The organism is Pseudomonas plecoglossicida NBRC 103162 = DSM 15088, from assembly GCF_000730665.1.
Taxonomy (GTDB): Bacteria; Pseudomonadota; Gammaproteobacteria; order Pseudomonadales; family Pseudomonadaceae; genus Aquipseudomonas; species Aquipseudomonas plecoglossicida.
In genome coordinates, this window is sequence record NZ_BBIV01000061.1 from 1 (window position 1) to 24,121 (window position 24,121).

Below are 24,121 nucleotides of genomic sequence, written 5' to 3' on the forward strand. Positions count from 1 at the left end.
ACAGGAAATGCACAAGGTTCAAGGGCTGTGAGGCCAGAGAAACCACTAAACCCCTTCCAGAAACCCCACCACCACGCTCTTGATGATGAAGGCCAGCACCCCGAGGCCCAGCACGAAGAACAGGATCATCGTGCCAAAGCGCCCTGCCTTGGACTTCTTCGCCAGGTCCCAGACGATGAAGCCCATGAAACCGATCAACACGGTGACCAGGATGATCATCATCCATTCTTCGAATACGGCGGGATCCATCTGAGTTCTCCAGGCAGGCTGAGCGGCCGATTATACGCCGCCCCGCAACAACGGTTAACGAAGGTGAGTCAACGGCAGCTCGGTGCTCGCCAGCACCTGGTTGAGCACGAAACTGGAGCGCACGCTGGTGACGCCTTCGATGCGGGTAAGGCTGCCTAGCAGCAATTTCTGGTAGTGGTCCATGTCCGGCACGACCACCTTGAGCTGGTAGTCGGCGTCCATCCCGGTGACCAGGCTGCACTCGAGCACTTGCGGCAGGTTGCGGATGGCGGCCTCGAAGGTCTCGAAGCGCTCCGGGGTGTGGCGGTCCATGCCGATCAGCACGTAGGCGGTCAGGCTCAGGCCCAGCTTCTTGCGATCGAGCAGGGCGACCTGGCGCGAAATGTAGCCATCGTCTTCCAGTTGCTTGACCCGGCGCGAGCAAGGTGACGGCGACAGCCCGATGCGCTCGGCCAGCTCCTGGTTGGAGATGCGAGCGTCGCGCTGCAGTTCGGCGAGAATGCTCAGGTCGTAGCGGTCAAGCTTGCTCATGGAAAAGGCCTTTTCTGTTCGGATTGCTGCGAATTATCAATCCAGGGTTAAAAATTGCGCAAGTGGTATTTATCTGAGCAATCTTCGCAATCCTCTGCCGCCATCGCTCCCGTAAAGTTAACCCCAGAATCACTGCCCGGACATGAGTCCACGGCGACGCGCCCTAGGCGGGCGGTCGCGGCCAGCGATCCAACAGGATCAGCCAGGCCCCCGGGCTACGCACCGTCCAGAAGACGGGGTGAGGTGAGCCGGCGCCACAAGTGCCGAGCACGGACGACAATTCCCAAAGGGAGGCCCGACGGCCTCCCTTTTTTCATGTCCGCGATTTCACCTGCCCCTGCAGCAAGGGCGCGGTAGACTGGCAGCGAGTCATTTTCTTTACCGCGAGGAACAACATGAAGTCGCGCATCTGGCAGTTGGCAGGTGTTGGTCTGCTGGGTTTGAGCGTCAGTCTCGGGGCGCTGGCGCAGGGGCCGAACGAGGAGCACGGGGGGCATTCCGGCAACGCCCCGCATGACCCCAACGGCGCTGCCGCAGGCACCTCGCCGCTCAACTCGCGCGATGAAGTGTGGCAGACCCAGCCCCCGCGGCAAGGCTATTACCAGGACATTCCCCGACGACCTGGCGGCGACTGGCAAGGCCGTCCGGACGGGCATGGCAATGGGTGGGGGCCTGGCCCGCAGTATCACCCCGGGCAGACCATCGATCGTTTTCCCGACCGTTACTGGAAGGTACCTTACCGCGGCCAGGATTACTTCTACTCCGGTGGCTACTGGTATCGCCCGCATGCCGGCAGCTACCGGGTGGTGACGCCGCCTTACGGCGTGCGGGTGGGTTACCTGCCGCTCTATGCGCGTGAGGTCTGGGCAGGCAGTACGCAGTTCTTCGTGGTGGCCGACACCTATTACCAGTACCTGGCCGACACCCGGGAGTACGTGGTGGTCAACCCGCCTGCCGTTGCCCCCCCTGCGCCGGTGCCCGCGGCACCGGCAGCCAACGCCTATGACGTGGTGGCCTACCCGATGTACGGCCAGGGTCAGGAGCAGCAGGAGCAGGACCGCTACCAGTGTCACCGCTGGGCCGTGAGTCAATCGGGCTTCGACCCGGCGACGGCGCCCTATGCGCCCCCGGCCAACCTCGCGGACACCTATCGGCGGGCGCTGGGGGCCTGTTTCAGCGGGCGGGGATACAGTATCAACTGAGGTTCACACCGGGTCGGCATGCACCATGACATCGGCCCGTGGATAACGCTGGCGGATGGCTTGCGATGCCTGGACGCACAGCCCGTGCGCCTGATGCAAAGGCAGCTGCCCTGGCAGTTCCAGGTGCAGCTGGACGAACCACTGGTTACCTGACACCCGGGTGCGCAGGTCATGCACGCCCTCGACCCCGGGGATGGCCAGCACCAGTTCGCGCATGCCCTCGCCGATATCAGCTGGCAGTTCCTTGTCCATCAGGATCGCCGTGCTCTCCCGGGCGATCTGCAGTGCGCTCCACAGGATGTAGAGGGCAATGCCCAGACCGAACAGCGCATCCAGCTGTGACCAGCCAAAGCGTGCCAGCAGCAATGCCAGCAGGATGCTGCTGTTGAGCAGCAGGTCGGAGCGATAGTGCAGCGAGTCGGCACGCACCGCCGTCGAGCCGGTCAGGCGAATGACCTTGTGCTGCAGGGCCAGCAACGCCAGGGTCAAGGCCAGCGAAAGCAGCATCACGCCGATGCCGATGGCCGTGTCGCCCAACGGCTGCGGCGCTTGCAGACGCTCGACCGCCTGTACCCCGATCAGCACCGCGCTGACGCCGATGAACAATGCCTGGGCCATGCCCGCCAGGGCCTCGGCCTTGCCATGACCGAAGCGATGGTCGTCATCGGCAGGGCGCAGGGCGTAATGCACGGCCAGCAGGTTGAGAAACGACGCGACGGCATCCAGGGCCGAATCGGTGAGGCCCGCCAGCAGGCTGACCGAACCGCTGAGCCACCAGGCCACGGCCTTGCTCAGGACCAGAATGCTGGCCACCGCCAGCGAAGCCCGAGTGGCCAGGCGCAGCAGGCGTTGGTGTTCGGCCGAGGTGGTCATGCCGTGGTCGATGTCCTGTTCCGGATCAGGCGGCCGGAGCCAGGCCCAGGCTTGCCAGCTGCTCGACACTGCCGCGGTGCTGGATCAGGCGCGGGTCGTCCAGCGGCAGACGCTGGCCCAGTTCGCTTTCGAGAATGGCCTGCAGCTTGAGGTTGTCGACCTTGCCATCGGGGCTGACGGCTTCACGCAGCTTCACCGGGTCGACCTGGGCAGAGCGCCCGCCTGGGTAGTAGATGGCGCCGGTGGCGAAGTCGATGCCGAAGGCGATCAGGCCCGGAATCACGTAGAACAGGATGCCGATAGCGTCCATCGCAGCGACGACGGGGTCGATCTTGCCGCCGATCTGGCCGCGGCGATCTGGATAGAAAATCGTGCCACAGGCCGTCAGCTGGGTCAGCAGCGTGACGACGAGGACGCCACCAATGACGCGGGATGGGATGCGCATGTAAATCTCCGAAAGGTAATCAGCAGGGCAAGCGAAGCGCCAGCACCTGATGCTAAGACCATGATAGAGCAGGCTGGGTTCGCCGTTATACTCGCGCGACTGTTCGAGGACCACCATGATTTCATTACCCATTGATGCGGCCTTGCCCGCCCTGCGACTGGCACTGGAAAAACGCGACGAAGCCGTACTGGAAGCACCACCCGGCGCCGGCAAGACCACCCGCGTGCCGCTGGCGCTGCTGAACGAGCCGTGGCTTGCCGGGCAGAGCATCGTCATGCTCGAACCCCGGCGCCTGGCCGCGCGCGCCGCGGCCGAGCGCCTGGCCAGCGAGCTGGGTGAAAAGGTCGGTGAAACGGTGGGCTACCGGATCCGCCTGGACAGCAAGGTGGGCCCGAATACGCGCATCGAGGTGGTCACCGAGGGCATCCTCACACGGCGCCTGCAAAGCGACCCTGCGCTCGACGGTGTGGGCCTGGTGATCTTCGACGAGTTCCACCTGCGCAACCTGGATGCCGACCTGGCCCTGGCGCTCACGCTCAATGGCCGTGAGCTGTTGCGGGACGATGCGCCGCTGAAAGTCTTGCTGATGTCGGCCACGCTCGAGGGGGAGCGACTGTCGCGCTTGCTGGATGATGCCCCGATCGTGACGAGCGAGGGGCGGATGTTCCCGGTCACCACGGTCTGGGGCAAGCCCCAGCAGCCTGGTGAATACATCGAACCGAGGGTCGCCGCAGCCTGCCTCGATGCGCTCGCCGAGCAGGACGGCAGCGTGCTGGTGTTTCTGCCGGGACAGGCGGAGATCCGCCGGGTTGCAGCGGGGCTGCAAGACAGCCTCGATGCTTCTCCCTCATTGCAACGGGAGGTGATGCTGTGCCCGCTGCATGGCGAGCTCGACCTGAACCAGCAGCGGGCAGCGATCGACCCTGCGCCGCCTGGAAAACGCAAAGTGGTACTGGCCACCAACATCGCCGAGACCAGCATCACCATCGATGGCGTGCGCGTGGTGATCGATGCCGGCCTTGAACGCGTACCGCGCTTCGATCCACGCAGCGGCATGACCCGGCTCGATACCCAGCGGATCTCCAAGGCCAGTGCCACTCAGCGTGCAGGCCGAGCCGGACGACTCGAACCCGGTGTCTGCTATCGGCTGTGGTCCGAAGCGCAGCACGATCAGCTGGCAGGCTTCAGCACGCCTGAAATTCAACAGGCAGACCTCACGGGGCTGGCGCTGCAGTTGGCCAGATGGGGCGTTCAGCCGGGCGAACTGCGGTGGCTGGATGCACCTCCTTCGGCAGCCTACGCCCAGGCGTGCGATCTGCTTCGTCGTCTTGGCGCGCTGCAGCAGGATGGGCAACTCACCCGGCATGGCCAGGCGATGGCCGAGCTACCCAGCCATCCCCGTATCGCTCACCTGTTGCTGCGCGGCCAAGCGCTTGGGCTGGCGCAGACCGCGTGCGATGTCGCTGCCTTGCTCGGGGAGCGGGATATCCAGCGTGGCGCTGGAGCGGACCTGCACAGCCGGCTGGCCATCCTGTCCGGTGAGCAACGACCCCAGCGTGGTGAACAGGGCGGCGCGCAACGCGCCAGGCAGCTATCCAGGCAATACCGTTCATTCTTGCGCGGGCAGGCCTCGCAACCGGTCGCTGATCCGGATCATCCACGCTGGGTAGGCTGCCTGCTGGCACTTGCCTACCCTGACCGCGTTGCCCAGCAGCGCCGCCCGGGTGGTGCGGACTATCGTCTGGCGAACGGCCGCGCTGCGCTGTTCACCGAGCCCGATGCGCTGATGAAGCACCCGTGGCTGGTGGTCGCCGATCTTGGCAGCCGGCAGGGCCATCGGGAGGAGCGGATCTACCTGGGCGCCGATTTGGACGAAACATTGTTCAATACGGTCCTGAAGGAGCAGGTCAGCCAGCTGGATGAACTCGATTGGGATGATCGGGAAGGTGTTCTGCGGGCAGAGCGGCAACAGAAGGTCGGGGAGCTGGTGTTGTCCAGCGCGCCCTTGGCGAACCTGGACGATGAGGCACGTGTGCGTGCGCTGACCCAGTACGTCCGGCGCAAAGGTCTTGAGCTTCTGCCCTGGACCCCGGAACTGCGCCAATGGCAGGCACGCGTGGAGCTGATGCGCCTGCTCGATGATGAAGCGGGTGTCGAAAGCCAATGGCCCGATCTGCGTGACGAGGCGTTGCTTCAGTCGCTTGAGACATGGCTTGGGCCGTATGTAGGAAGCGTCAAGCGGCTCAGTCATTTCAGCCAGCTCGATCTCTCGTCCATCCTGCGCAACCTGCTGCCCTGGCCGCTGCCGCAGCAACTTGAAGCGCAAGCGCCGCAGACGTTGTCGGTACCCTCAGGCTCGAACATTCGTATCGACTACAGCGAGCGACCTCCGGTATTGGCCGTCAGGCTCCAGGAGCTGTTCGGACAGGCCGATACACCACGCATCGCCAATGGCCGCCAGGTGCTCAAGTTGCACCTGCTGTCGCCTGCAAGGCGACCGGTGCAGGTGACCCAGGACCTGGCGAACTTCTGGAAGTCGACCTACGGCGAGGTGAAAAAGGATTTGAAAGGCAGGTACCCCAAGCACTTCTGGCCGGACGACCCCTTGGTGGCGCAGGCGACTGCACGTGCCAAGCCGCGAGGCACGTGAAGTTGCCGTAGAGGTCAAGCAAGCTGTTCCAGAAGGAAGGTGAGCGTATCGCCTTCCCTGGTGTTCAGCAGGTACAGGGTTTGCCCGCTGCGGTGGGGCGTGTCCTGGATGGCGCCCGTCCGGTAGCCTTCATGGTCACGCAAGTGACAGATCAGGCCATCGTCGGTCAGTTGCAGTGGTTCGATTTTCCAGTAGTCGTGGACTTCAGCCCGCTCGTAGAAGCCCAGGTAGTGGTTCAGGCTCTTTCCAAGCTTCTTGGGCCTTTCTCGGCCTGGGATGCTGATGTGGTAGTGCAGGCGGTCATCGGTGAGGGAGTCAAAGGTAAAGTCCATGTAGATGGAGCTACCGTTGCCGCCTGCCATCAGCCAATCGTCCTGGGGTGTGATGCCCCAGTGCCATTTGTCCCTACTGCGGCTCAGCCGCAACGGGACACGCCCGCTGGCGCCCATCGCGTGCAGCTGGCCGCGGAAAGAAGTGGCGTAGGCATTTCGAATTGCTTGATCCATGTGAGGGCGCTCGGTAGTGATAGGGGTATTCACCTTGCGGTCGTAGTGCCTTCCATCACAGACCGAAGCGTATCCCCGACAGCATTTTCGCGATGCTCAGCCACGTATTCGGGTGATGCGGAAGATGGCCTCCCTGCCTTCGAGGACCCGCAGGTATTTGAAAAATGGTTTGTCCACGGCCGGGTCGTGATGAGTGCCAATCAGGTGGCCTTGATGGTCCCGCAGACGACAGATCAGGGTGTCTTCAGCCCAGTGCAGCGGCTCGAGCTTGATGTAATCAGTCACGCTGGCGTAATGGTACAACCCCAGATAGCCGTTGCGGCTGATGCCCATCTTCTTGTCGTGGTCCTCGCCGCTTCCGGTGATCATGAAGTGAAGGCGATCCACTCCCCTGGAGTGATACGAGAAGCGAAACACGCTCGCAGGCTTTTGCTTTCCGGTGATCAGCCAGTCACTTTGGCCACTGATCATGCTACCGTCGGCACTTTTGAAGAGGCTCAGGTAAACAGGCTGAAAGCCTTGTTCGGGCAGGGGCGCGGAGGATGTAGTGGAATCATTGGCTTCCAGGCTACCGAGGAAAACCTCGGCCGTTTCTGCCCAAGCGTTATCGGATGTACTCATCGGAATCTCCGTGATGGCTGGTGATGGCCAGCCACCTTCACAGAGGTTTCATGAGCCCGGCAGACTGCAGCCTTACCCGGTGCGCCGCTCGGCCGATCAAGCGCTGGCTTGGGTTTCCAGCAACGTGAACAGGCGATACAGCACCACGGTGCTGAACAACTGGAGGAAGCCGCTCAGGCTGTCCATGGCCAGTTGCACACCCCCTGCAGGCTCCGGGAACGCCATCATCAACAAGCCGTCGATCAGCCAGATCGGTGCCAGCACGCCGAGCACGCAGACCATGATGCGCATGAAGTGCCCCGTGGTCATGCGTGCGCTCTCGCGCATCGACTGCACCACCGGCAGGCCGCGCAGCACCAGCAGGTATTCGGCGAACACCAGGTTGATCATGATCCATACGCCCGGGAACACCAGCAGCGCCAGGCCCGCCATGATCAGCAGCGAGCTGATCAGGATCAGCAATGCCAGTTGCGGCCATAGCTGCACGGCACGGGCGAACAGGTCGCGGCGGGGGATGTCCTGGCCGTTGCTGCGGGTGTCGAGGTAGAGGATCAGTGCCGCGCTGTACAACGGATAGAACAGCAGGCTGACCAGCATGCCGTAGGCCGGCGAAGCCTGCTCGCCGAGCTGGCGGTACAGCAATTGCGTCAGCAGGGCCTCGAGCACCACCAGCGGCAGGCACAGCGGGATGATGCTCGCCAGGTGGCGGCGGAAGAAGTACAGGGAGTCGCGCAGGACGCTCAGCGGATTCATCGGGTCAACATCGCATGGCAGTAAAAGCAGGGGCCTAACTTTAGCCCAGAGCTGTCACTTGCTGAAAAAAGTTTCACCCTGTGTGCAATTGAATCCTGCGCCCGCGCGCCCCATCTTTGACCCTGTCCGATGTCCCGCTTGCCCACGAGGAAGCCCATGAACACTGAAGAACAAACCCTGATCGACGGCCTGTTCGGCCGCATCAAGCAAGCCGAAGACCCAAGCCAGCCGCGCGATGCGCAGGCCCAGGCGCGGATCGAGGATCATCTGCGCCAGCAACCGGCAGCCCCCTATTACATGGCCCAGGCGATCCTGGTTCAGGAAGCTGCGCTCAAGCGTCTGGACGAGCAGAACCAGCAGCTGGAGAACGAGCTCAAGCAGGCCCGTGCCCAGCTCGAGACCACCCGCGCCAGCAGTGGCAACGGCGGTGGCGGCTTCCTTTCCGGTCTTTTTGGCGCAGGTGCACGCAACCCGGCGCCGGCACCACAACCCCAGCGCGCCGCCGCACCGGCAGCTCCCGCAGGCGGCTGGCGTGAACCGAGTGCCCCGGGCTTCTCCCAGCCCCAGGCCGCTCAGCCCGGTTTCGCTGCCGCGCCGGCGCGCGGAGGCGCCAGCAGTTTTCTTGGCGGCGCGATGCAGACGGCTGCCGGTGTTGCCGGTGGGGTGTTGCTGGCGCAGGGCATCAGCAGCCTGTTCAACCACAATTCGCAGCCCGAAGAAGTGGTCGAGGTGATCAAGGAAGAGCCTGCACCGGCCAGCGACACGGGCGGCTGGAACGATACCGGTGCGCAGCAGCAGGTGGCAGACAATGGTGGCTGGGGCAGCGACCAGGGGGGCTTCAGCGAGACCGACTACGGCAGCGATGATGGCGGCTTCTTCTCGGACGACGACACCTTCGTCTGATCGGTCTGGCATACTGCCGGCATTTTCTGGGGCGCTTGCGCCCCTTTTGGTCGAGGGTATGTCGTGAAGAAGATCGCGCTGTTCGCCGATGTGCAGAACCTCTACTACACCGTGCGCCAGGTCCATGGTTGCCATTTCAACTACAGCGCACTGTGGAAGGAGGTCAGCCGCGAGGGTGAGATCGTCGAAGCCGTGGCCTATGCCATCGACCGCGGCGACAGCAAGCAGCAGCAGTTTCAGCAGATTCTGCGCAACCTCGGCTTCGAGGTACGGCTCAAGCCGTTCATTCAGCGCAGCGACGGTTCGGCCAAGGGCGACTGGGACGTGGGCATCACGCTGGACGTGATCGATGCAGCCAGCCGTGTCGACCAGGTGGTGCTGGCTTCCGGGGACGGTGATTTCGACCTGTTGCTCGAACGCGTGATCCAGCGACATGGTACCGAGGCAGTGGTGTACGGCGTGCCTGGGCTGACCGCGATGTCATTGATCCGCGCGGCCAGCCGCTATGTGCCGATCGAAGGCCGGCTGTTGTTGCGGCACTGAGGGTGGGCTCGTCGTTGGATCGTCTGTGAAGTTGAAATCGAGCGCCGCGCGGGCGGCGCTCGATCTGAAGGCCGCCAAACAACTATCGGCGTAGCTTCCCTGCAGATGATCAAGGGGCACCCGCCGTTCCACTGCGCTGGACAAAACGATCGAAGTCTTGCTGAACCCCAGCTGAGAAACCCTGTTGATCAGTGCCTCCAGTTCCCCCATCGACCCCACCGCCGCCTGCATGATCACGCACGGGTCACCTGTCACCCGGTGACACTCGGTCAGCTCGGGAATGCGCGCCAGCTCATCGTAAGCGTGCTGGTTGCCATGGCTGGCCAGGCGCAGTTCGATCACGCACTGGATCGGTAAGCCGATCTTCTCCAGGTCGACTTTCGCCGCGTAGCCGGTGATCACGCCGCTGGCCTCCAGTTTTGCCACCCGCTCGGCCACGGCGGGCGCCGACAGATTCACCTGGCGCGCCAGTTGGGCGAAGGTGGCGCGGCCGTTTTCCAGCAGGGCGCCAAGGAGCATGCGGTCGTACTTGTCCATGGGGGTTTCCTGTCAGCCTTGGATTCGATGGAAAAGCACCTGAACAACCATGCATTGCAAAGTGTTCTGGTGATTTAAAGCCTTTTTGTAACTTAAGTTTGCGCAGATCCCTTTCTAAACTAAGTCACCCGTAAACGGATTTCGAGTCTTTTCCCATGCCTGCCTCCCGTCGCTTCCCGTTATTGCTGATTGGCGCCTTCCTGGCCTTGTACCTGGTCTGGGGCTCCACCTACCTGTTCATTCGTATCGGCGTCGAATCCTGGCCGCCAATGTTGATGGCGGGGGTGCGCTTCGTCATCGCGGGTGGCCTTCTGTATGGGTTCCTGCGCTGGCGCGGCGTGCCGGCTCCCACGTGGCCGCAATGGCGGGCAGCCGGGGCGATCGGCTTTCTGCTGCTCAGCTGCGGCAACGGCGGTGTGACCGTGGCCGAGCATGCCGGCGTGGCCTCGGGCGTGGCTGCGCTGGCGGTGGCCACGGTGCCGCTGTTCACGCTGCTGTTCGGCCTGTTGTTCGGCCAGCGCAACTCGCGCCTGGAGTGGGCAGGTATCTTCCTCGGGCTGGTCGGCATCGGTTTGCTCAACCTCGGCTCCAACCTGCAGGCCAGCCCTATCGGTGCGGCATTGATCATCTTTGCCGCCGCTTCCTGGGCCTTCGGCTCGGTGTGGAGCAAGACCCTGCCGCTGCCCCAGGGGCCGATGGCAAGCGCCGCCGAAATGCTGGTCGGCGGCGCCGTGCTGCTGCTGGGCAGTGCCCTGTCGGGTGAACGCATGACCCAGATGCCGACTGCGGCGGGCTGGGGTGCGCTGGCCTACCTGGTGCTGTTCGGATCGATCCTGGCCTTCAGCGCCTACATGTACCTGCTCAAGAACGTGCGCCCGGCCGCGGCGACCAGCTATGCCTACGTCAACCCGGCGGTCGCGGTGATGCTGGGTATCGTCTTCGCCGGCGAGCAGATCGGTGCGCAGGAGTGCCTGGCCATGGCGGTGATCATCGGCGCGGTGGTGCTGATCGGCCTGCCGCAATGGCGCAGGCCGGCAGTGCCCACGCCACCGTTGAAGGGCGAAATCTGCAAGTAGCCCGGGGTGTTGCGGTAAACTTGCCGCCTTCGCTGAACCCCCTGACGGTATTGCCATGAATTTCGCCAAACTCGGCCTGATCGAACCCCTGCTGCGCACCTTGCAGCAGCTGGACTACACCACCCCGACCCCGGTCCAGGCCCAGGCCATTCCCGCCGTGCTGGCCGGCCGCGACCTGATGGCCGCGGCCCAGACCGGCACCGGCAAGACCGCCGGCTTCGCCTTGCCGGTGCTGCAGCGCCTGGCCCTGGAAGGGGAAAAGGTCGCCAGCAACTCGATCCGCGCGCTGGTGCTGGTGCCCACTCGCGAGCTGGCCGAGCAGGTGCACAACAACGTGCGCGAGTATGCCGAGAACCTGCCGCTGAGCACCTACGCGGTGTACGGTGGGGTCAGCATCAACCCGCAGATGATGCGCCTGCGCCGCGGCGTCGACCTGCTGGTCGCCACCCCGGGCCGGTTGCTCGACCTGTTCCGCCAGAACGCAGTCAAGTTCAACCAGGTGCAAACCCTGGTGCTCGATGAAGCCGACCGCATGCTCGACCTGGGCTTTGCCGAAGAACTGCAGTCGGTATATGCGGCGCTGCCGCGCAAGCGCCAGACGCTGCTGTTCTCCGCCACGTTCTCCGAGCAGATTCGCATGCTTGCAGGGTTGGCGCTGAATGACCCGCTGAGCATCGAAGTGAGCCCGCGCAACGCCGCCGCCACCACCGTCAAGCAATGGCTGGTGCCTGTGGACAAGAAACGCAAGGCCGACCTGTTCTGCTATCTGCTGCGCAAGCAGCGCTGGCAGCAGGTGCTGGTTTTCGCCAAGACCCGCAATGGCGTCGACCAGCTGGTCGAGCGGCTGCTGGGGGAGGGCGTGAACGCCGACGGCATCCATGGCGACCGCCCGCAGGCCACCCGCCAGCGCGCGCTGGACAGCTTCAAGGCCCGCGAGATCCAGGTGCTGGTGGCGACCGATGTGGCCGCTCGCGGCCTGGACATCGATGACCTGCCGCTGGTGGTCAACCTCGACCTGCCGATCGTTGCCGAGGATTATGTGCACCGCATTGGCCGCACGGGCCGTGCCGGCAACAAAGGGGAGGCGATCTCGCTGGTGTGTGCGGACGAAGTGCAACTGCTGGCGTCGATCGAGACCCTGATCCGCCAGACCCTGCCGCGTCATGAAGAGCCGGACTTCATCCCGGATCACCGTGTCCCGATGACCGATGCCAGCGGTCAGGTGATCAAGAAACCGAAGAAGCCCAAGAAGCCGAAGGAGAGCAGCGCCAAGCGTGGCCTGGGGCGCTGGATGGACAGCGGCGACGAAGCCCCGGTCAAGTCGGTGCGCAAGGTGCCGAGCTTCAACACCGGGCCGAAAAAGCGCAAACCTTGAGATCGTTGGGGGCCGCAAAGCGGCCCCAGGCTTCTCAGGACAATTGCGCCAGCCACTGCGCCGCCGCTCGCCCGGCGCGCAGCCCGCTGGCAAAACACGCCGTCAGCAGATACCCCCCGGTCGGCGCCTCCCAATCGAGCATCTCGCCGGCACAGAACACCCCCGGCAGGCCCTTGATCATCAACCCCTCATCCAACCCCTCGAAACGCACGCCGCCCGAGCTGCTGATCGCCTCGTCCAGTGGCCGTGCACGCACCAGCGTGATCGGCAATGCCTTGATCGCCCGGGCCAGCGCTGCGCAATCGGCGAAGGTCGTCTGATCGGTCAGTTCGCGCAACAGCGCCGCCTTCACCCCATCGATATTCAACTGGCTGTGCAGATGCTTGGCCATGGAGCGCGACCCTCGTGGCTTGGCCAGCGCTTGCGCAATCTTGTCCACAGGCTTGTCCGGCAGCAGGTCGAGCAGCAGCCTGGCCTGGCCCTCGCGGTTGATCGCCTCACGCAACTGCGCCGACCAGGCATACACCAGGCTGCCCTCGACGCCCTGCGCGGTCAGGATGAACTCGCCCTTGCGCGACGCCTGGCCAGGCACGCCGAGGGCGATGTTCTTCAGGGGGGAGCCGGCGAACTTGTCCTTGAGCAGGTCACTCCAGTCTTCGACTTCGAAACCGCAGTTGCTCGGTTGCAGCGGTGAGATATCCACAGCGCAATCTTTCAACAGCGGCTGCCAGGCGCCGTCGGAACCCAGCCTCGCCCAGCTGCCGCCGCCGAGGGCCAGCACCACTACGCTGGCCTTCACCTGCAATTCACCCTGTGGATAAGCGATCCGCAAGCTGCCGTCGGTGTTCCAGCCCAGCCAGCGATGACGGGTGTGGATAACTACACCGCTGTCGCGCAGGCGCTTGAGCCAGGCGCGCAGCAGCGGGGCGGCTTTCATGTCGGTAGGGAACACGCGGCCCGATGTGCCGACGAAGGTTTCGATGCCCAGGCCGTGAATCCACTCACGCAGGGCCTCGGCGTCGAAATCGCGCAGCAGGCCATCGATCTCGCCTTGGCGCTCGGCATAGCGCGCCACGAATTGTGGATAAGGTTCGGAATGGGTGATGTTCATGCCGCCCACGCCGGCCAGTAAGAACTTGCGGCCTGCCGAAGGCATGGCATCGAACACCTCCACGGCCAGGCCGTGCTGGGCCAGCGCCTCGGCAGCCATCAGGCCGGCGGGGCCGGCGCCGATGACGACGGCGCAGGGAGGGGAGGCGGGGGATAAATCGGACATGGTCGGCGGCAGGCTGTGGAAAAGAGAGCTGGCATTCTACCGCAGCGCGCCCTGGATAAGTACTGTACAAAAAATGATCAGAGCTCTGAAGGCTAGGCAGTACAAGGGCTGTAGCGGCTTTCCCGCAGGTTATCCACAAGCGGTTCCACAGTCATTGTGAACAACTGATGACCTTCGCAGCCGTGTGGTGAAGTATGCCGTGGCGCCTGGCCAACGCTTCCCGGTCCTTGCTGTAGCCGCCGCCGATCACCCCGACCACCGGAATATCCCGTCCCAGGCAATGGCGCATCACCCGTTCGTCGCGCGCGGCCAGGCCGGCATCGGTCAGTTGCAGGTAGCCGAGGGCATCGTCCTTGTGCACATCCACCCCGGCGTCGTACAGCACCAGGTCGGGTTGGTACAGCGGCAGCAGGTAGTTCAGCGCATCGTCGACGACCTTCAGGTAGGCCGCATCGCCCATGCCGCGGGGCAGGGGAATGTCCCAGTCGCTATGGGCCTTGCGTGCCGGGAAGTTCTGCTCGCAGTGCAGCGACACGGTGATGGCGTCCGGGGTGTCCTGGAGGATGCGCGCGGTGCCGTCGCCCTGGTGCACATCGCAGTCGAAGATCAGCACCCGGTGCACGCGACCGGCTTCGAGCAGGTAGCGGCTGATCACCGCCAGGTCGTTGAAGATGCAGAAGCCGGCCGGGTGATCGTAGTGGGCGTGATGGGTGCCGCCGGCGAGGTGGCAGGCAAGGCCATGCTTGAGCGCCATCTCGGCGGTCAGCAGCGAGCCACCTACTGCGCGCACGGTACGCCGGGCCAGGGCCTCGCTCCAGGGCAGGCCAAGGCGGCGCTGGTCTTCGCGGGAGAGATCGCCACTCATGTAGCGCTCGATGTAGCTGCGGTCGTGGGCCAGGGCGAGGATGTCGTTGGGGCAGATGTCCGGGCGCAGCAGCGCCTGGTCGTGGGTCAACCCGCTGTCGACCAGGTGGTCGCGCAGCAGGCGGAACTTGTCCATGGGAAAGCGGTGCTCCGGGGGAAACGCCGGGCTGTAGTCGTCGTGGTAGATCAGCGGCAATGGCATGGTGGGGTCGCAATCAGGGCCAGTGCTGATCTTGCCAGTTGTTGGGTTGCGGTTGCCATGGTCGGGGCCGCTTCACGGCCTGATCGCCGGCAGCGACGCTATCTACTCGCGCTAGCCAGCACCCGCTGCCAGTCCGGCTCGTTCAGCCGGCCCAGAATCCGCGTCTTGCCATCGGCATCGACCGAAACGAACAGCGCACTGGCATAGCCGCTCTCGCGTTCGCCACCCACCACGCGCTTGTCGCGCTGGAAGTGATCGATACAGCCGTTGTGCGTCACCAGCACCAGGTTATGCCCAGGTTTTTTGTGCGCCAGGGCCTCCTTGGCGAAGCCGTTGTCGCATTTTTCCAGCCAGTCTTCACTGGCAACGGCCTGGCCCAGGATGAAGTGGGCGGTCTGCCGAGTGCGCAGTTTCGGGCTGCTGATCAGGTCGGCATTGGCCAGCCCTAGCTCATTCAAGCCTTGGCCAACCCGTTTGGCGGCGGCGCTGCCGGCCACGGTGATGCCAGTCGGGTCGTCGAGGCAGGGGCCAGGTGCGCTGTCGCAGCGCTCGGCATGGCGGATCATCACGATCACCGCACCCTCGGCCCAGTCCTGCAGCAGGCCGCTGTCGCTCAATTGCCGTTCATTGCCAAGGTCCACGATGTGCGTCCTCGTCGCCAGCCAGGTACTCAACGCCGCCACCACCATGCACAAGCCAAGGGCTGCGCCCAGGGCCTTGCGTGACAGACGCCGCTTGCGGCGGGCGTGGATGGCGGTGTGTCCCAGGGTGTTGCTCGACTGCATGCTGCGCTCCGATGGCATGGCCGCGTCCTGCGCGGCGGTGGATGGCGGCATTGTGCGAAGCGACCTGTCGGGAGGCGGTGAAGCGCATGTGAAAATTGCATTTCGCCTACGCTGTAGAGTGCAGGCCAGTGGAACCGGAGCACGCCCCATGACCCCCATCCTGGAAATCGAAAGCGCACGGCTGGTACTGCGCCAATGGCATGACGACGACCTGCGCGAATTCGCCGCGCTTTGCGCCGACCCGCAGGTGATGCGCTACTTCCCGGCGCCCCTGACGCGGCTGGAGGCGGCGGCGCTGATCGGCAGGATGCGCGGCCATTTCAATGAATACGGCTTCGGCCTGTGGGCGCTGGAGCGCAAGGACAGCGGCGCCTTCATCGGCATGACCGGGCTGCTCAACGTCAATTTCGAAGCCCCCTTCGCTCCGGCCGTGGAGATCGGCTGGCGCCTGGCCCGGCGCCACTGGGGCCTGGGTTTCGCCAGCGAGGCGGCGTGGACCTGCCTGCGTTGTGCTTTCGCCCAATTGCGCCTGGGGGAGGTGGTGTCGTTCACTACCGAAGGCAACTTGCCGTCACAGAAGGTCATGCAGGCCATCGGCATGGTCCAGGACCCACAGGGCAATTTCGACCACCCCCGCCTGCCCAGCGGCCACCCGCTGCGGCCCCACGTGCTGTATCGCATCGACCGCACGCGCTGGGAGCAGACTCAGCGGGCTGAATGAGCAGGCATGCGCGGCGGCGATGACTAACCCTGTATCATGTGCCTTCATGAGAGCGCCGTAGAGCTGTGATGCCTTGCTAGGAGAACCCCCGATGAGTCATGTGTTGGACGACCTGGTCGACCTGTTGAGCCTCGAGTCGATCGAGGAGAACCTGTTCCGTGGGCGCAGCCAGGACCTGGGCTTCCGTCAGCTGTACGGTGGCCAGGTATTGGGCCAGTCGCTGTCGGCGGCCAGCCAGACGGTCGAGGACGCGCGCCATGTGCACTCCCTGCACGGCTACTTCCTGCGCCCCGGCGATGCCAGCCTGCCGGTGGTCTACTCGGTCGATCGGGTACGCGATGGCGGCAGTTTCAGCACGCGGCGGGTAACGGCCATCCAGAAGGGCCAGACCATCTTCACCTGCAGCGCCTCGTTCCAGTACGACGAGGAAGGATTCAACCACCAGGCGCAGATGCCTGAGGTGGTAGGGCCGGAAAACCTGCCGACCGAAGTCGAGCTGGCCCGTGCCATGGCCGACCAGCTGCCCGAACGTATCCGCGACAAGGTGCTGTGCGCCAAGCCGATCGAGATCCGCCCGGTCACCGAGCGCGATCCGTTCAACCCTCAGCCCGGCGACCCGGTGAAGTACGCCTGGTTCCGCGCCGACGGCAACCTGCCGGACGTGCCGGCGCTGCACAAGTACCTGCTGGCCTATGCCTCCGACTTCGGCCTGCTGACCACCTCGCTGCTGCCCCACGGCAAATCGGTGTGGCAGCGCGACATGCAGATCGCCAGCCTCGACCATTCTCTGTGGTTCCATGGCAACCTGCGCGCCGACGACTGGCTGCTCTACGCCATGGACAGCCCATGGGCCGGCAATGCCCGTGGCTTCTGCCGTGGCAGCATCTACAACCGTGCCGGCCAACTGGTGGCTTCGTCCTCCCAGGAAGGCCTGATCCGCCATCGCAAGGACTGGGCATGAAGCTGGGCGAAATCCGCAACTGGGTGTTCGACATGGACGGCACCCTGACCGTGGCGGTGCACGACTTCGCCGCCATTCGCGAGGCGCTGGAGATTCCTGCCGAGCACGACATCCTCACCCACCTGGCAGCGCTGCCGGCAGCCGAGGCGGCCGCCAAGCATGCCTGGCTGCTGGAGCACGAGCGTGACCTGGCGATCGCCTCCACCGCAGCCAGCGGTGCGGTTGAACTGGTGCGGGCGCTGGCCGAGCGGGGTTGCCGACTGGGCATCCTTACCCGCAATGCGCGTGAGCTGGCGCATGTCACCCTGGAGGCCATCGGCCTTGCCGACTGCTTCCCGGTCGAGCATGTGCTCGGGCGTGACGAGGCCGCGCCCAAGCCGAGCCCGGATGGGCTGCTGAAGATCGCCAAGGCCTGGGGCGTGGCGCCCAGCGAATTGGTGATGGTGGGGGATTATCGCTTCGATCTGGATTGCGGGCGGGCGGCGGGGGCGCGCACGGTGCTGGTCAACCTGCCGGATAACCCGTGGCCGGAGCTGGTGGATTGGCATGCGGTGGATTGCCGGGCGTTGCGGGTGATGCTGGGCTGATGTTTTCGTTGTCATTGCTGGCCCTATCGCGGGCAAGCCCGCTCCTACAGGGACCGCGCTGTCTGCAGGAGCGGGTTTACCCGCGATAGGGCTGCCACTGTCTATGCTGAACTCCAGTCTCTCCCCTGAACTGGAGTACCAGCCATGACCAGCAAAGCCATCTATGTGCAACCCGGCGGCGGCTACGACAAGGTCGAGGTCGGCACCTGCGAGGCCGCTGCGCCCAAGGCCGGCGAAATCACCGTGCAACTGCATGCCAGCTCGCTCAACTACCATGACTTCGCCGTGGTCAGCGGCATGTGGGGGCCGAGCGAGCGGCGCATCCCCATGGCCGATGGCGCCGGCGAAGTGACTGCGGTGGGGGCGGGCGTCAGTGCGTTCAAGGTGGGCGACAACGTCGTCAGCACCTTCTTCCCCGACTGGCTCGATGGCCAGGCCCAGATCGAAGGCTTCGCCAGCGTGCCGGGCGACGGCATCGACGGTTACGCCCGTGGGCAGGTCACCGCCCGCGCCACCTCCTTCACCCTTGCCCCCAGAGGCTTCAGCCACGCCGAGGCCGCCACCTTGACCACCGCCGGCCTGACCGCCTGGCGTGCGCTGATGAGCGACGATCACCTCAAGCCCGGCGACACCGTGCTGGTGCAAGGCACCGGGGGTGTCTCGATCTTCGCCCTGCAGTTCGCCAAGCTGGCGGGTGCCACGGTGATCGCCACCTCGTCCAGTGATGCCAAGCTTGAGCGCCTGAAAGCCTTGGGCGCCGACCACCTGATCAACTACAAGGCCACACCTGCCTGGGGCGAGAAGGTGCGCGAGATTACCGACAACCGCGGTGTCGACCATGTGATCGAGGTTGGCGGCCCGGCGACCCTGGAGCAGTCGATGATCGCGGCGCGGATCGGTGGGCATGTGTCGCTGATCGGCATTCTGACTGGCGTCGCCGGGCAGCTGCCGCTGGTCCAGGCGCTGGTGCGGCAGATCCGCTTGCAGGGCGTGCTGGTAGGCAATCGCGCGCAGCAGCAGGCGATGGTTCGGGCTATCGACGCCAACGGTCTGCGCCCGGTGGTGGACAAGCATTTCGAGCTGGAGCAGATCGTCGAGGCGTTCCGCTACCAGGAAAGCAATCGCCATTTCGGCAAGATCTGCCTGACCTGGTAATCACCCCAACGAAAGCGCTGCGCGATCCATTTGTGCAGGAGCCGGCTTGCCGGCGATAGGGTCGGAACAGACACAACACATCCAGATGAAAAACTAAACCTTCAAATGGCCATCAGGCGCATTTGGGCATGCCAATCACGACATCTGGCGCGATTGGAAATCCCCTGTCGTGATCGAACAGTTCCGGGGCGTTCTCGTGTAATTACCCACAGCCTCGCACGGCTTAAATGAACCCCGAACCGCGCCGGCACGTTGCTCTGTGACGCGTGCCAAAGATCAACAACAGAGCACCGGTAACGTGTCGACTTATTGATTTCAAAGGAGATATTTTCGCCTACGCCTGCCCGTCCTTTCCTTGTGTCAGCAAAAAGAGAACAACATCAATGAACACCGTGGGATCTGATGGCAACCTTGCACAAGGTTTCAAGCCACGTCATGTAACGATGCTGTCCATCGCGGGCATCATCGGCGCCGGACTTTTCGTCGGCTCCGGGCACGCCATCGCGGCGGCCGGGCCAGCCACCATTGTTTCTTACTTCGTTGCTGGCACCCTGGTAGTGCTGGTCATGCGCATGCTCGGCGAAATGGCCGTGGCACATCCCGACACCGGTTCGTTCTCCACCTACGCCGACCAGGCCATCGGCCGCTGGGCCGGCTATACCATCGGCTGGTTGTACTGGTGGTTCTGGGTCCTGGTGATCCCCATCGAAGCCCTGGCTGCGGGGCATGTGCTCAACGCCTGGTTCCCCCAGGTAGACAGCTGGATCTTCGCCCTGGCCTCGGTGCTGCTGCTGGCCGGCACCAACCTGTTCAGCGTGGCCAAGTACGGCGAGTTCGAATTTTGGTTCGCCATCCTCAAGGTCACCGCGATTATCGGTTTCATCGGCCTGGGTTTCGCCGCCCTGATGGGCTGGTTGCCCAACCGTGAAGTCAGTGGCCTCAGCGGTCTGATGGCCGAGCACGGCGGCTTCGCGCCCAAGGGCTGGTCGGCCGTGATCGGCGCGTTCATCACCGTGATGTTCAGCTTCATCGGCACCGAGGCGGTGACCATCGCCGCCTCCGAGTCCAGCGACCCTTCGCGCAACATTGCCAAGGCCACCCGCTCGGTGATCTGGCGCATCAGCACCTTCTACATCCTGTCGATCTTCGTGATCATCTCGGTCGTGCCGTGGAACGACCCGCAGCTGGCAGTGGTGGGCTCGTACCAGCGCGCGCTGGAAATCATGAACATCCCCAACGCAGGCTTCATGGTCGACCTGGTGGTGCTGGTGGCCGTGACCAGCTGCATGAACTCCTCGATCTACATCGCTTCGCGGATGATGTACTCGCTGGCCAAGCGCGGCGACGCCCCGGCCTTCCTCAACAAGACCTCCAAGGTCGGCGTGCCGCGTGCAGCGGTATTCGGCAGCACCCTGATCGGCGCGGCCATCGCCATCCTCAACTACTTCGCCCCCAAGGGCGTGTTCGAGTTCCTCCTGGCCAGCTCCGGCGCCATTGCCCTGTTGGTGTACATGGTCATCGCCATCTCCCAGCTGCGCATGCGTCGCCGTCTGGAGCGCGAGAACGCCGAGCTGAAGTTTCGCATGTGGCTGTTCCCGTGGCTGACCTGGGCGGTGATCCTGTTCATCGCCGGGGCGTTGGCGGTGATGATGTATACGCCCGAGCATCGGGCGGAGGTGAGTTCCACGCTGGGGTTGGCGATCGTGATTTCCTTCCTGGGGATTGTCACGTCGCGGGGGCATGCGCAGCCGGTGGGGGCGCGGTCGATGGGGTGATTGGGTTCACCTGGTGGTAAAGGTGAAGGGCACCAGTGGAGGGTGCCCTTTGCTTTTTTGGGGCGGCAATGTGCATGCCACGGCATGTTTATCGCCTATGAGATCGAGCGCCGCCCGCGCGGCGCTCGATCTGCGCATCCCTACAACGCTCAAGACAGGCATTCAGAAGAAAGTCTCAGCATTGATGAGACAAATAGGCCGTGATTAATCGCCCACCATTTCAACATACCTGTTCACTGCCGGCGCCTTTTCAAAGCGCCGGTAGACCAGGCTCAACCACGAGCTGGCCTGGCAATCGGCAACACGCCGGTAGTTCACCTGCGGCAGGCTGATGCGCTGCACCACCGACTCCGGCACCACGGCGATCCCCTGACCCAGGGACACCAAGGTAATCACTGCGACAAGGCTGCCAGGGTGCGGGCCCAGTTGCGGGACGAAACCACCCTGTGCTGCCACTTCCAATGTGCCGGAAATCTGCTCGGGAAGAATGAAGGTTTCACCGGCCAGGCGTGCTGCCGGAATCTGCGGCAGCTCGTTGATCCGGGAGCTGGCGGGCAGGGCGAGGACGAAGTCTTCCCGGTGCAGGGCGAAGGCTTCGAGTTCTTCAGGCAGTTCCATGGGGGAACGCACATAGGCAAGGTCGAGCAAGCCGTCGCGGACCATCCCGGGCAGCTCGGCCATGGGCAGTTCGCGAATGTTCAGGCGCACGCCGGGGTGGCTGTCGCTGAAGCTGGTCACTTGCCGCTGCAGAATCCCCGAATACGCCGCCGAGGCCACATAGCCCATTTCGATGCTGCCGGTTTCGCCACGGCCCGCACGTTGCGCGCCCAGTTGCGCAGCATCGAACTGGCGCACCGCTTGTTCCGCTTCGATCAGCAACGCCTGGCCCGCAGCCGTGAGGTTGACCTCGCGCTGGCTGCGCTCGAACAGGCGCACGCCCAGCTCGCGTTCCATGTCCTGGATCTGCCGGCTGAGGGTCGGCGGGGCGATGCCCAGCTGCTCGGCGGCACGGGTGAAATGGCCGTGCCGGGCGACGCAGAGGAAGTAGCGGAAATGACGGATTTCCATGCGCTGTTACCTGCGAGCTAATGACGCCGACCGCTGGAGCTAACATGCTTTGGGGGTGGCGGCGTTATGGTGAGGCCAACACTACAAGGCTGGCCGGCCTCGATGGTTTGCCGAGGGCCCTGTACCGGCATCATCAGCACCGCACCCTCGAGCACCGATAGTTGAGTGGCCCCTTCACGCTGGGTGGACGTTCCCGCATAGGGGCTACCGAGCAGTTGCTCGTCGGTGGGGCGCGGCGGCGACACCGGGTGCGTTGCAGGGTGAGGTGGGTGGCGGCCTTTTGTTGGGATTGGAGGATGCGCAGGAAGGTGTCCTGGGCCAGGTCGGCGGCTTGCGCGGAGCAGCCTAGCTTGCGGTAGAGCCATTGCTTGAGCCAGGTGTTGTGCTCGGTATAGACCAGGGCTATGTCGTTGTTGGTCACGGTGGGGCTCTCCGGGGTGAGAGCGCACCTTAAATGATAACGATTATCAAGGCAATTTGAGCGAGCGGGAGACCGGGTCGGATACCGGGCAGGAGCGCGCCGTGGAATGTGGGATGGCTTGGTTGGCCTGATTTCCAGGCACAAAAAAAGACGTCCGTGGACGTCTTTGATTGATCATTTGGTGGAGCCGGGGGGATTTGAACCCCCGTCCGCCAGTACTCCGCTGTCGGTACTACATGCTTAGCCGTGTCTATTGAGTTAATCCGCAGCCGCCCGACGGGCAGGGTGCTTTGGACGAGTTGGGTAAGTTTTAGTCGCTTTGCCCCCAACGTGCTACGCGACGATCCTGTTCTGTATGACAATCATTTCGGGTTTACAGGCATCCCCTGATGATTGCTGGAGCCGAAGCTACCAGGAGAGCGGGCTCAGCTGCTTACGCAGCGAGAGCGTAGCCCTCGTAGTTTTCGTCATTGGCAACTATAGAAAGTTGCAACAGTGGATTTACGAGTTCTGTTACCAACTCGGCATGCACCTAGAGTTTCGCTACCGGCGTCGAATCCTGATCGGCCCCACACTCAGCTCTAGCTGACGTACCTTTCGGCACGTGCGGCTGAGTATACGCCTTTGCGCGGGCGGCGTCGACAGCCGGTTCCGCCGCCGCCCATGCAAAGGATCAGGTGCCAGAACCGCTGCCTTTCTCGGATTTCTCCATACGCTCAAGGACTTTGCTGGTGACGGCAATGCATTCTTTGGTGTCGCCCGCAGCTTGGGCGGCCTTGGCTTTGTCGACTTGCTCGGTGAGGGCCTTGTCCAGGCCTTCGGAAGTGGCGCCGGCAGTGGCCATGTTGTCGTCGATTTTCTGCAGGTTCAGGGTGCAGAGGTCTTCGTCGGCGAACACTGGGGAAGCCAGGAGGGTGGCGGCCGCGAAAAGGGCGGAAAGCGCAGTACCTTTCATGGTTATCTCCTTTGCAAGGCCTCTGGAGGGTGGGCCTGTAAGGGTGGACTGTTGGGGGAGAACAGCGGTTCCATCGCAGTGAAGGCTTGGCGACACGATGGAGTGTAGCGGGATGTTGCTGGTCTGCCGGGTGATGTGGCGTCCGGGCTGGCCTCATCGCCGGCAAGCCGGCTCCCACGCCGGTCATGGGGATTTGTGAAGGCCGCGTCCCATGGGTTGCAGGCGGAAGAGGTCGAAAGTTTCCTGGCCTGCGGTGGTGAAGTGCCTGATTGAACCCTGCATGGCATCACACCTCTGCCTTGGCTTTGTGCAGACCCGTCAAGGCGTGCTCGATCAGGGCTCTTGAGGTTTCGCAGGCATGTGCGGCATTGCCTAGCATGCTCAAGCCGTATTCGCCGGAATGGGTGCGGCAGTGTTCGTCGATGGTTTCGGCGACGCCGCGCAGGAGTTCGCTGGCGTGAGCCAGGGCGTCGGGCGGGGGCATGTCGCTGTGGATGGAGAAGTAGGGGGTGAGGCGGGGTGGGTCGGGGACGATTTTCTTCATGACAGTTCCCAGTTTGTTTGCTGAACAGGAGCTGCCAACTCGATCCTTCTCACGGGAGTTGGGTGGCAGCCATGCGCGGGGTGAGAAACCGGTAAACATGGGAAAGCCGGCCAGACCGAAGTCTGCCCGCGCAGGGCTGCCATAACGAGGCTGCTGTCATGTTTACAGGGTTCTCACACCCCATCGTTCGAAAACGACTCAGGGAAATTAGCCCTGATGGATGTCAGCAACAACAGCGCAACGTCAGCAGTGGTCGTAGGATAATTCCCAAAGCGTCCAATTCAGAAGCATTTGGTTTTAGGTTGGGAAAAATCTTACGGCTGGAAGGTGCGGCGGGGCTGGCAGGTGCATGCCTTTAAGTTTTGGGTGGTGCGTAAATCGAGCGCCGCCCGCGCGGCGCATCGCGAGCTGTGCTCGCTCCTACGTTTATTTCGGGCCAGTAACGCCTATGACAGGCGCGCGCGACCGCCTTGTCTGCACGACGCGATATCGAGGTGTACGCCAAGGCGTTCGCGCGCGAATCCCACAGACATGATTGGCCAG

General features: G+C 63.8%; 25 protein-coding genes, 1 other RNA gene and 1 pseudogene. 11 read left to right on the forward strand and 16 right to left on the reverse strand.

Annotated features, from left to right (window positions below; genetic code table 11):
• Window positions 1-45: 45 nt before the first annotated feature.
• Complete coding sequence (locus PPL01S_RS22930; RefSeq protein WP_008092861.1) at window positions 46-249, reverse strand: DUF2788 domain-containing protein; 204 nt, start codon at window positions 247-249, stop codon at window positions 46-48.
• Between the two features lie 54 nt (window positions 250-303).
• Window positions 304-780, reverse strand: coding sequence for an Lrp/AsnC family transcriptional regulator (locus PPL01S_RS22935; RefSeq protein WP_003249795.1), 477 nt, complete (start codon window positions 778-780; stop codon window positions 304-306).
• A 395-nt stretch (window positions 781-1,175) separates the two neighbouring features.
• On the opposite strand from PPL01S_RS22935, the gene PPL01S_RS22940 reads away from it, so the two are divergent.
• Entirely contained in the window at window positions 1,176-1,982 is an 807-nt protein-coding gene (locus tag PPL01S_RS22940; protein ID WP_028625871.1) for a DUF6515 family protein, read from the forward strand.
• Window positions 1,983-1,985: 3 nt separating this feature from the next.
• Here PPL01S_RS22940 and PPL01S_RS22945 read toward each other — a convergent pair whose 3' ends face one another.
• Both PPL01S_RS22945 and pmcY read right to left on the reverse strand, forming a co-directional pair.
• Window positions 1,986-2,855: a cation diffusion facilitator family transporter gene (locus tag PPL01S_RS22945; RefSeq protein ID WP_028625872.1), complete on the reverse strand. Its 870-nt coding sequence runs from the start codon at window positions 2,853-2,855 to the stop codon at window positions 1,986-1,988.
• A 25-nt stretch (window positions 2,856-2,880) separates the two neighbouring features.
• Window positions 2,881-3,300, reverse strand: coding sequence for a periplasmic Zn2+ metallochaperone PmcY (gene pmcY / locus PPL01S_RS22950; RefSeq protein WP_016393499.1), 420 nt, complete (start codon window positions 3,298-3,300; stop codon window positions 2,881-2,883).
• A 115-nt stretch (window positions 3,301-3,415) separates the two neighbouring features.
• On the opposite strand from pmcY, the gene hrpB reads away from it, so the two are divergent.
• On the forward strand, window positions 3,416-5,950 hold the full coding sequence (gene hrpB, locus PPL01S_RS22955) for an ATP-dependent helicase HrpB (RefSeq protein WP_028625873.1): 2,535 nt from the start codon (window positions 3,416-3,418) through the stop codon (window positions 5,948-5,950).
• Window positions 5,951-5,964: 14 nt separating this feature from the next.
• On the opposite strand, the gene PPL01S_RS22960 is transcribed toward hrpB, so the two are convergent.
• The 3 genes from PPL01S_RS22960 to PPL01S_RS22970 form a co-directional block, all read right to left on the reverse strand.
• The gene (locus PPL01S_RS22960; protein ID WP_028625874.1) at window positions 5,965-6,456 is read right to left on the reverse strand and encodes a hypothetical protein; all 492 of its coding nucleotides are present in this window, start codon (window positions 6,454-6,456) and stop codon (window positions 5,965-5,967) included.
• Window positions 6,457-6,552: 96 nt separating this feature from the next.
• Window positions 6,553-7,077 (reverse strand): hypothetical protein, encoded by a 525-nt coding sequence (locus PPL01S_RS22965; protein ID WP_016393502.1) that lies wholly within the window; start codon window positions 7,075-7,077, stop codon window positions 6,553-6,555.
• A gap of 96 nt (window positions 7,078-7,173) precedes the next feature.
• Window positions 7,174-7,830 carry a YciC family protein gene (locus tag PPL01S_RS22970; RefSeq protein WP_016393503.1) on the reverse strand — a complete coding sequence of 219 codons (657 nt, stop codon included), beginning with the start codon at window positions 7,828-7,830 and terminating at the stop codon, window positions 7,174-7,176.
• Window positions 7,831-7,986: 156 nt separating this feature from the next.
• Here PPL01S_RS22970 and PPL01S_RS22975 point away from each other — a divergent pair, with 156 nt between their 5' ends.
• Both PPL01S_RS22975 and PPL01S_RS22980 read left to right on the forward strand, forming a co-directional pair.
• Window positions 7,987-8,733: a DUF2076 domain-containing protein gene (locus PPL01S_RS22975; protein WP_016393504.1), complete on the forward strand. Its 747-nt coding sequence runs from the start codon at window positions 7,987-7,989 to the stop codon at window positions 8,731-8,733.
• A 63-nt stretch (window positions 8,734-8,796) separates the two neighbouring features.
• On the forward strand, window positions 8,797-9,276 hold the full coding sequence (locus PPL01S_RS22980; protein WP_016393505.1) for a LabA-like NYN domain-containing protein: 480 nt from the start codon (window positions 8,797-8,799) through the stop codon (window positions 9,274-9,276).
• 99 nt (window positions 9,277-9,375) lie between these two features.
• On the opposite strand, the pseudogene PPL01S_RS22985 reads toward PPL01S_RS22980, so the two are convergent.
• A pseudogene (locus PPL01S_RS22985) lies at window positions 9,376-9,813 on the reverse strand (Lrp/AsnC family transcriptional regulator); the annotation flags it as partial.
• A 155-nt stretch (window positions 9,814-9,968) separates the two neighbouring features.
• Here PPL01S_RS22985 and yedA point away from each other — a divergent pair.
• Window positions 9,969-10,889 carry a drug/metabolite exporter YedA gene (yedA, locus tag PPL01S_RS22990; RefSeq protein WP_016393507.1) on the forward strand — a complete coding sequence of 307 codons (921 nt, stop codon included), beginning with the start codon at window positions 9,969-9,971 and terminating at the stop codon, window positions 10,887-10,889.
• Window positions 10,890-10,944: 55 nt separating this feature from the next.
• A complete protein-coding gene (gene rhlE1 / locus PPL01S_RS22995) occupies window positions 10,945-12,264 on the forward strand; it encodes an RNA helicase RhlE1 (RefSeq protein ID WP_016393508.1) in 1,320 nt (439 codons plus the stop codon).
• Window positions 12,265-12,298: 34 nt separating this feature from the next.
• Here rhlE1 and PPL01S_RS23000 read toward each other — a convergent pair whose 3' ends face one another.
• From PPL01S_RS23000 to pmrG, 3 genes are all read right to left on the reverse strand, one after another.
• On the reverse strand, window positions 12,299-13,540 hold the full coding sequence (locus PPL01S_RS23000; protein WP_016393509.1) for a TIGR03862 family flavoprotein: 1,242 nt from the start codon (window positions 13,538-13,540) through the stop codon (window positions 12,299-12,301).
• A gap of 151 nt (window positions 13,541-13,691) precedes the next feature.
• Window positions 13,692-14,606: a histone deacetylase family protein gene (locus PPL01S_RS23005; protein WP_016393510.1), complete on the reverse strand. Its 915-nt coding sequence runs from the start codon at window positions 14,604-14,606 to the stop codon at window positions 13,692-13,694.
• 98 nt (window positions 14,607-14,704) lie between these two features.
• Window positions 14,705-15,391 carry a lipopolysaccharide core heptose(II)-phosphate phosphatase PmrG gene (gene pmrG / locus PPL01S_RS23010; RefSeq protein WP_028625875.1) on the reverse strand — a complete coding sequence of 229 codons (687 nt, stop codon included), beginning with the start codon at window positions 15,389-15,391 and terminating at the stop codon, window positions 14,705-14,707.
• 148 nt (window positions 15,392-15,539) lie between these two features.
• Here pmrG and PPL01S_RS23015 point away from each other — a divergent pair, with 148 nt between their 5' ends.
• From PPL01S_RS23015 to gabP, 5 genes are all read left to right on the forward strand, one after another.
• Window positions 15,540-16,112: a GNAT family N-acetyltransferase gene (locus PPL01S_RS23015; protein WP_016393512.1), complete on the forward strand. Its 573-nt coding sequence runs from the start codon at window positions 15,540-15,542 to the stop codon at window positions 16,110-16,112.
• Window positions 16,113-16,203: 91 nt separating this feature from the next.
• On the forward strand, window positions 16,204-17,073 hold the full coding sequence (gene tesB, locus PPL01S_RS23020) for an acyl-CoA thioesterase II (RefSeq protein ID WP_016393513.1): 870 nt from the start codon (window positions 16,204-16,206) through the stop codon (window positions 17,071-17,073).
• Entirely contained in the window at window positions 17,070-17,660 is a 591-nt protein-coding gene (locus PPL01S_RS23025; RefSeq protein WP_016393514.1) for an HAD family hydrolase, read from the forward strand. The genes tesB and PPL01S_RS23025 overlap by 4 nt, the downstream gene beginning before the upstream one ends.
• A gap of 144 nt (window positions 17,661-17,804) precedes the next feature.
• Window positions 17,805-18,815 (forward strand): zinc-dependent alcohol dehydrogenase family protein, encoded by a 1,011-nt coding sequence (locus tag PPL01S_RS23030; protein WP_028625876.1) that lies wholly within the window; start codon window positions 17,805-17,807, stop codon window positions 18,813-18,815.
• 383 nt (window positions 18,816-19,198) lie between these two features.
• The gene (gene gabP, locus PPL01S_RS23035) at window positions 19,199-20,590 is read left to right on the forward strand and encodes a GABA permease (protein WP_028625877.1); all 1,392 of its coding nucleotides are present in this window, start codon (window positions 19,199-19,201) and stop codon (window positions 20,588-20,590) included.
• A 204-nt stretch (window positions 20,591-20,794) separates the two neighbouring features.
• On the opposite strand, the gene PPL01S_RS23040 is transcribed toward gabP, so the two are convergent.
• The 5 genes from PPL01S_RS23040 to PPL01S_RS23050 form a co-directional block, all read right to left on the reverse strand.
• Window positions 20,795-21,658, reverse strand: coding sequence for a LysR family transcriptional regulator (locus PPL01S_RS23040; RefSeq protein ID WP_016393517.1), 864 nt, complete (start codon window positions 21,656-21,658; stop codon window positions 20,795-20,797).
• Between the two features lie 133 nt (window positions 21,659-21,791).
• Entirely contained in the window at window positions 21,792-22,079 is a 288-nt protein-coding gene (locus PPL01S_RS24965; protein WP_081663543.1) for a sigma factor, read from the reverse strand.
• Window positions 22,080-22,258: 179 nt separating this feature from the next.
• Window positions 22,259-22,650, reverse strand: a transfer-messenger RNA (tmRNA) gene (gene ssrA / locus PPL01S_RS24970).
• 102 nt (window positions 22,651-22,752) lie between these two features.
• Entirely contained in the window at window positions 22,753-23,034 is a 282-nt protein-coding gene (locus PPL01S_RS23045; RefSeq protein WP_016391766.1) for a PA2433 domain-containing protein, read from the reverse strand.
• A gap of 286 nt (window positions 23,035-23,320) precedes the next feature.
• The gene (locus PPL01S_RS23050; protein WP_016391767.1) at window positions 23,321-23,578 is read right to left on the reverse strand and encodes a hypothetical protein; all 258 of its coding nucleotides are present in this window, start codon (window positions 23,576-23,578) and stop codon (window positions 23,321-23,323) included.
• Window positions 23,579-24,121: the final 543 nt, after the last annotated feature.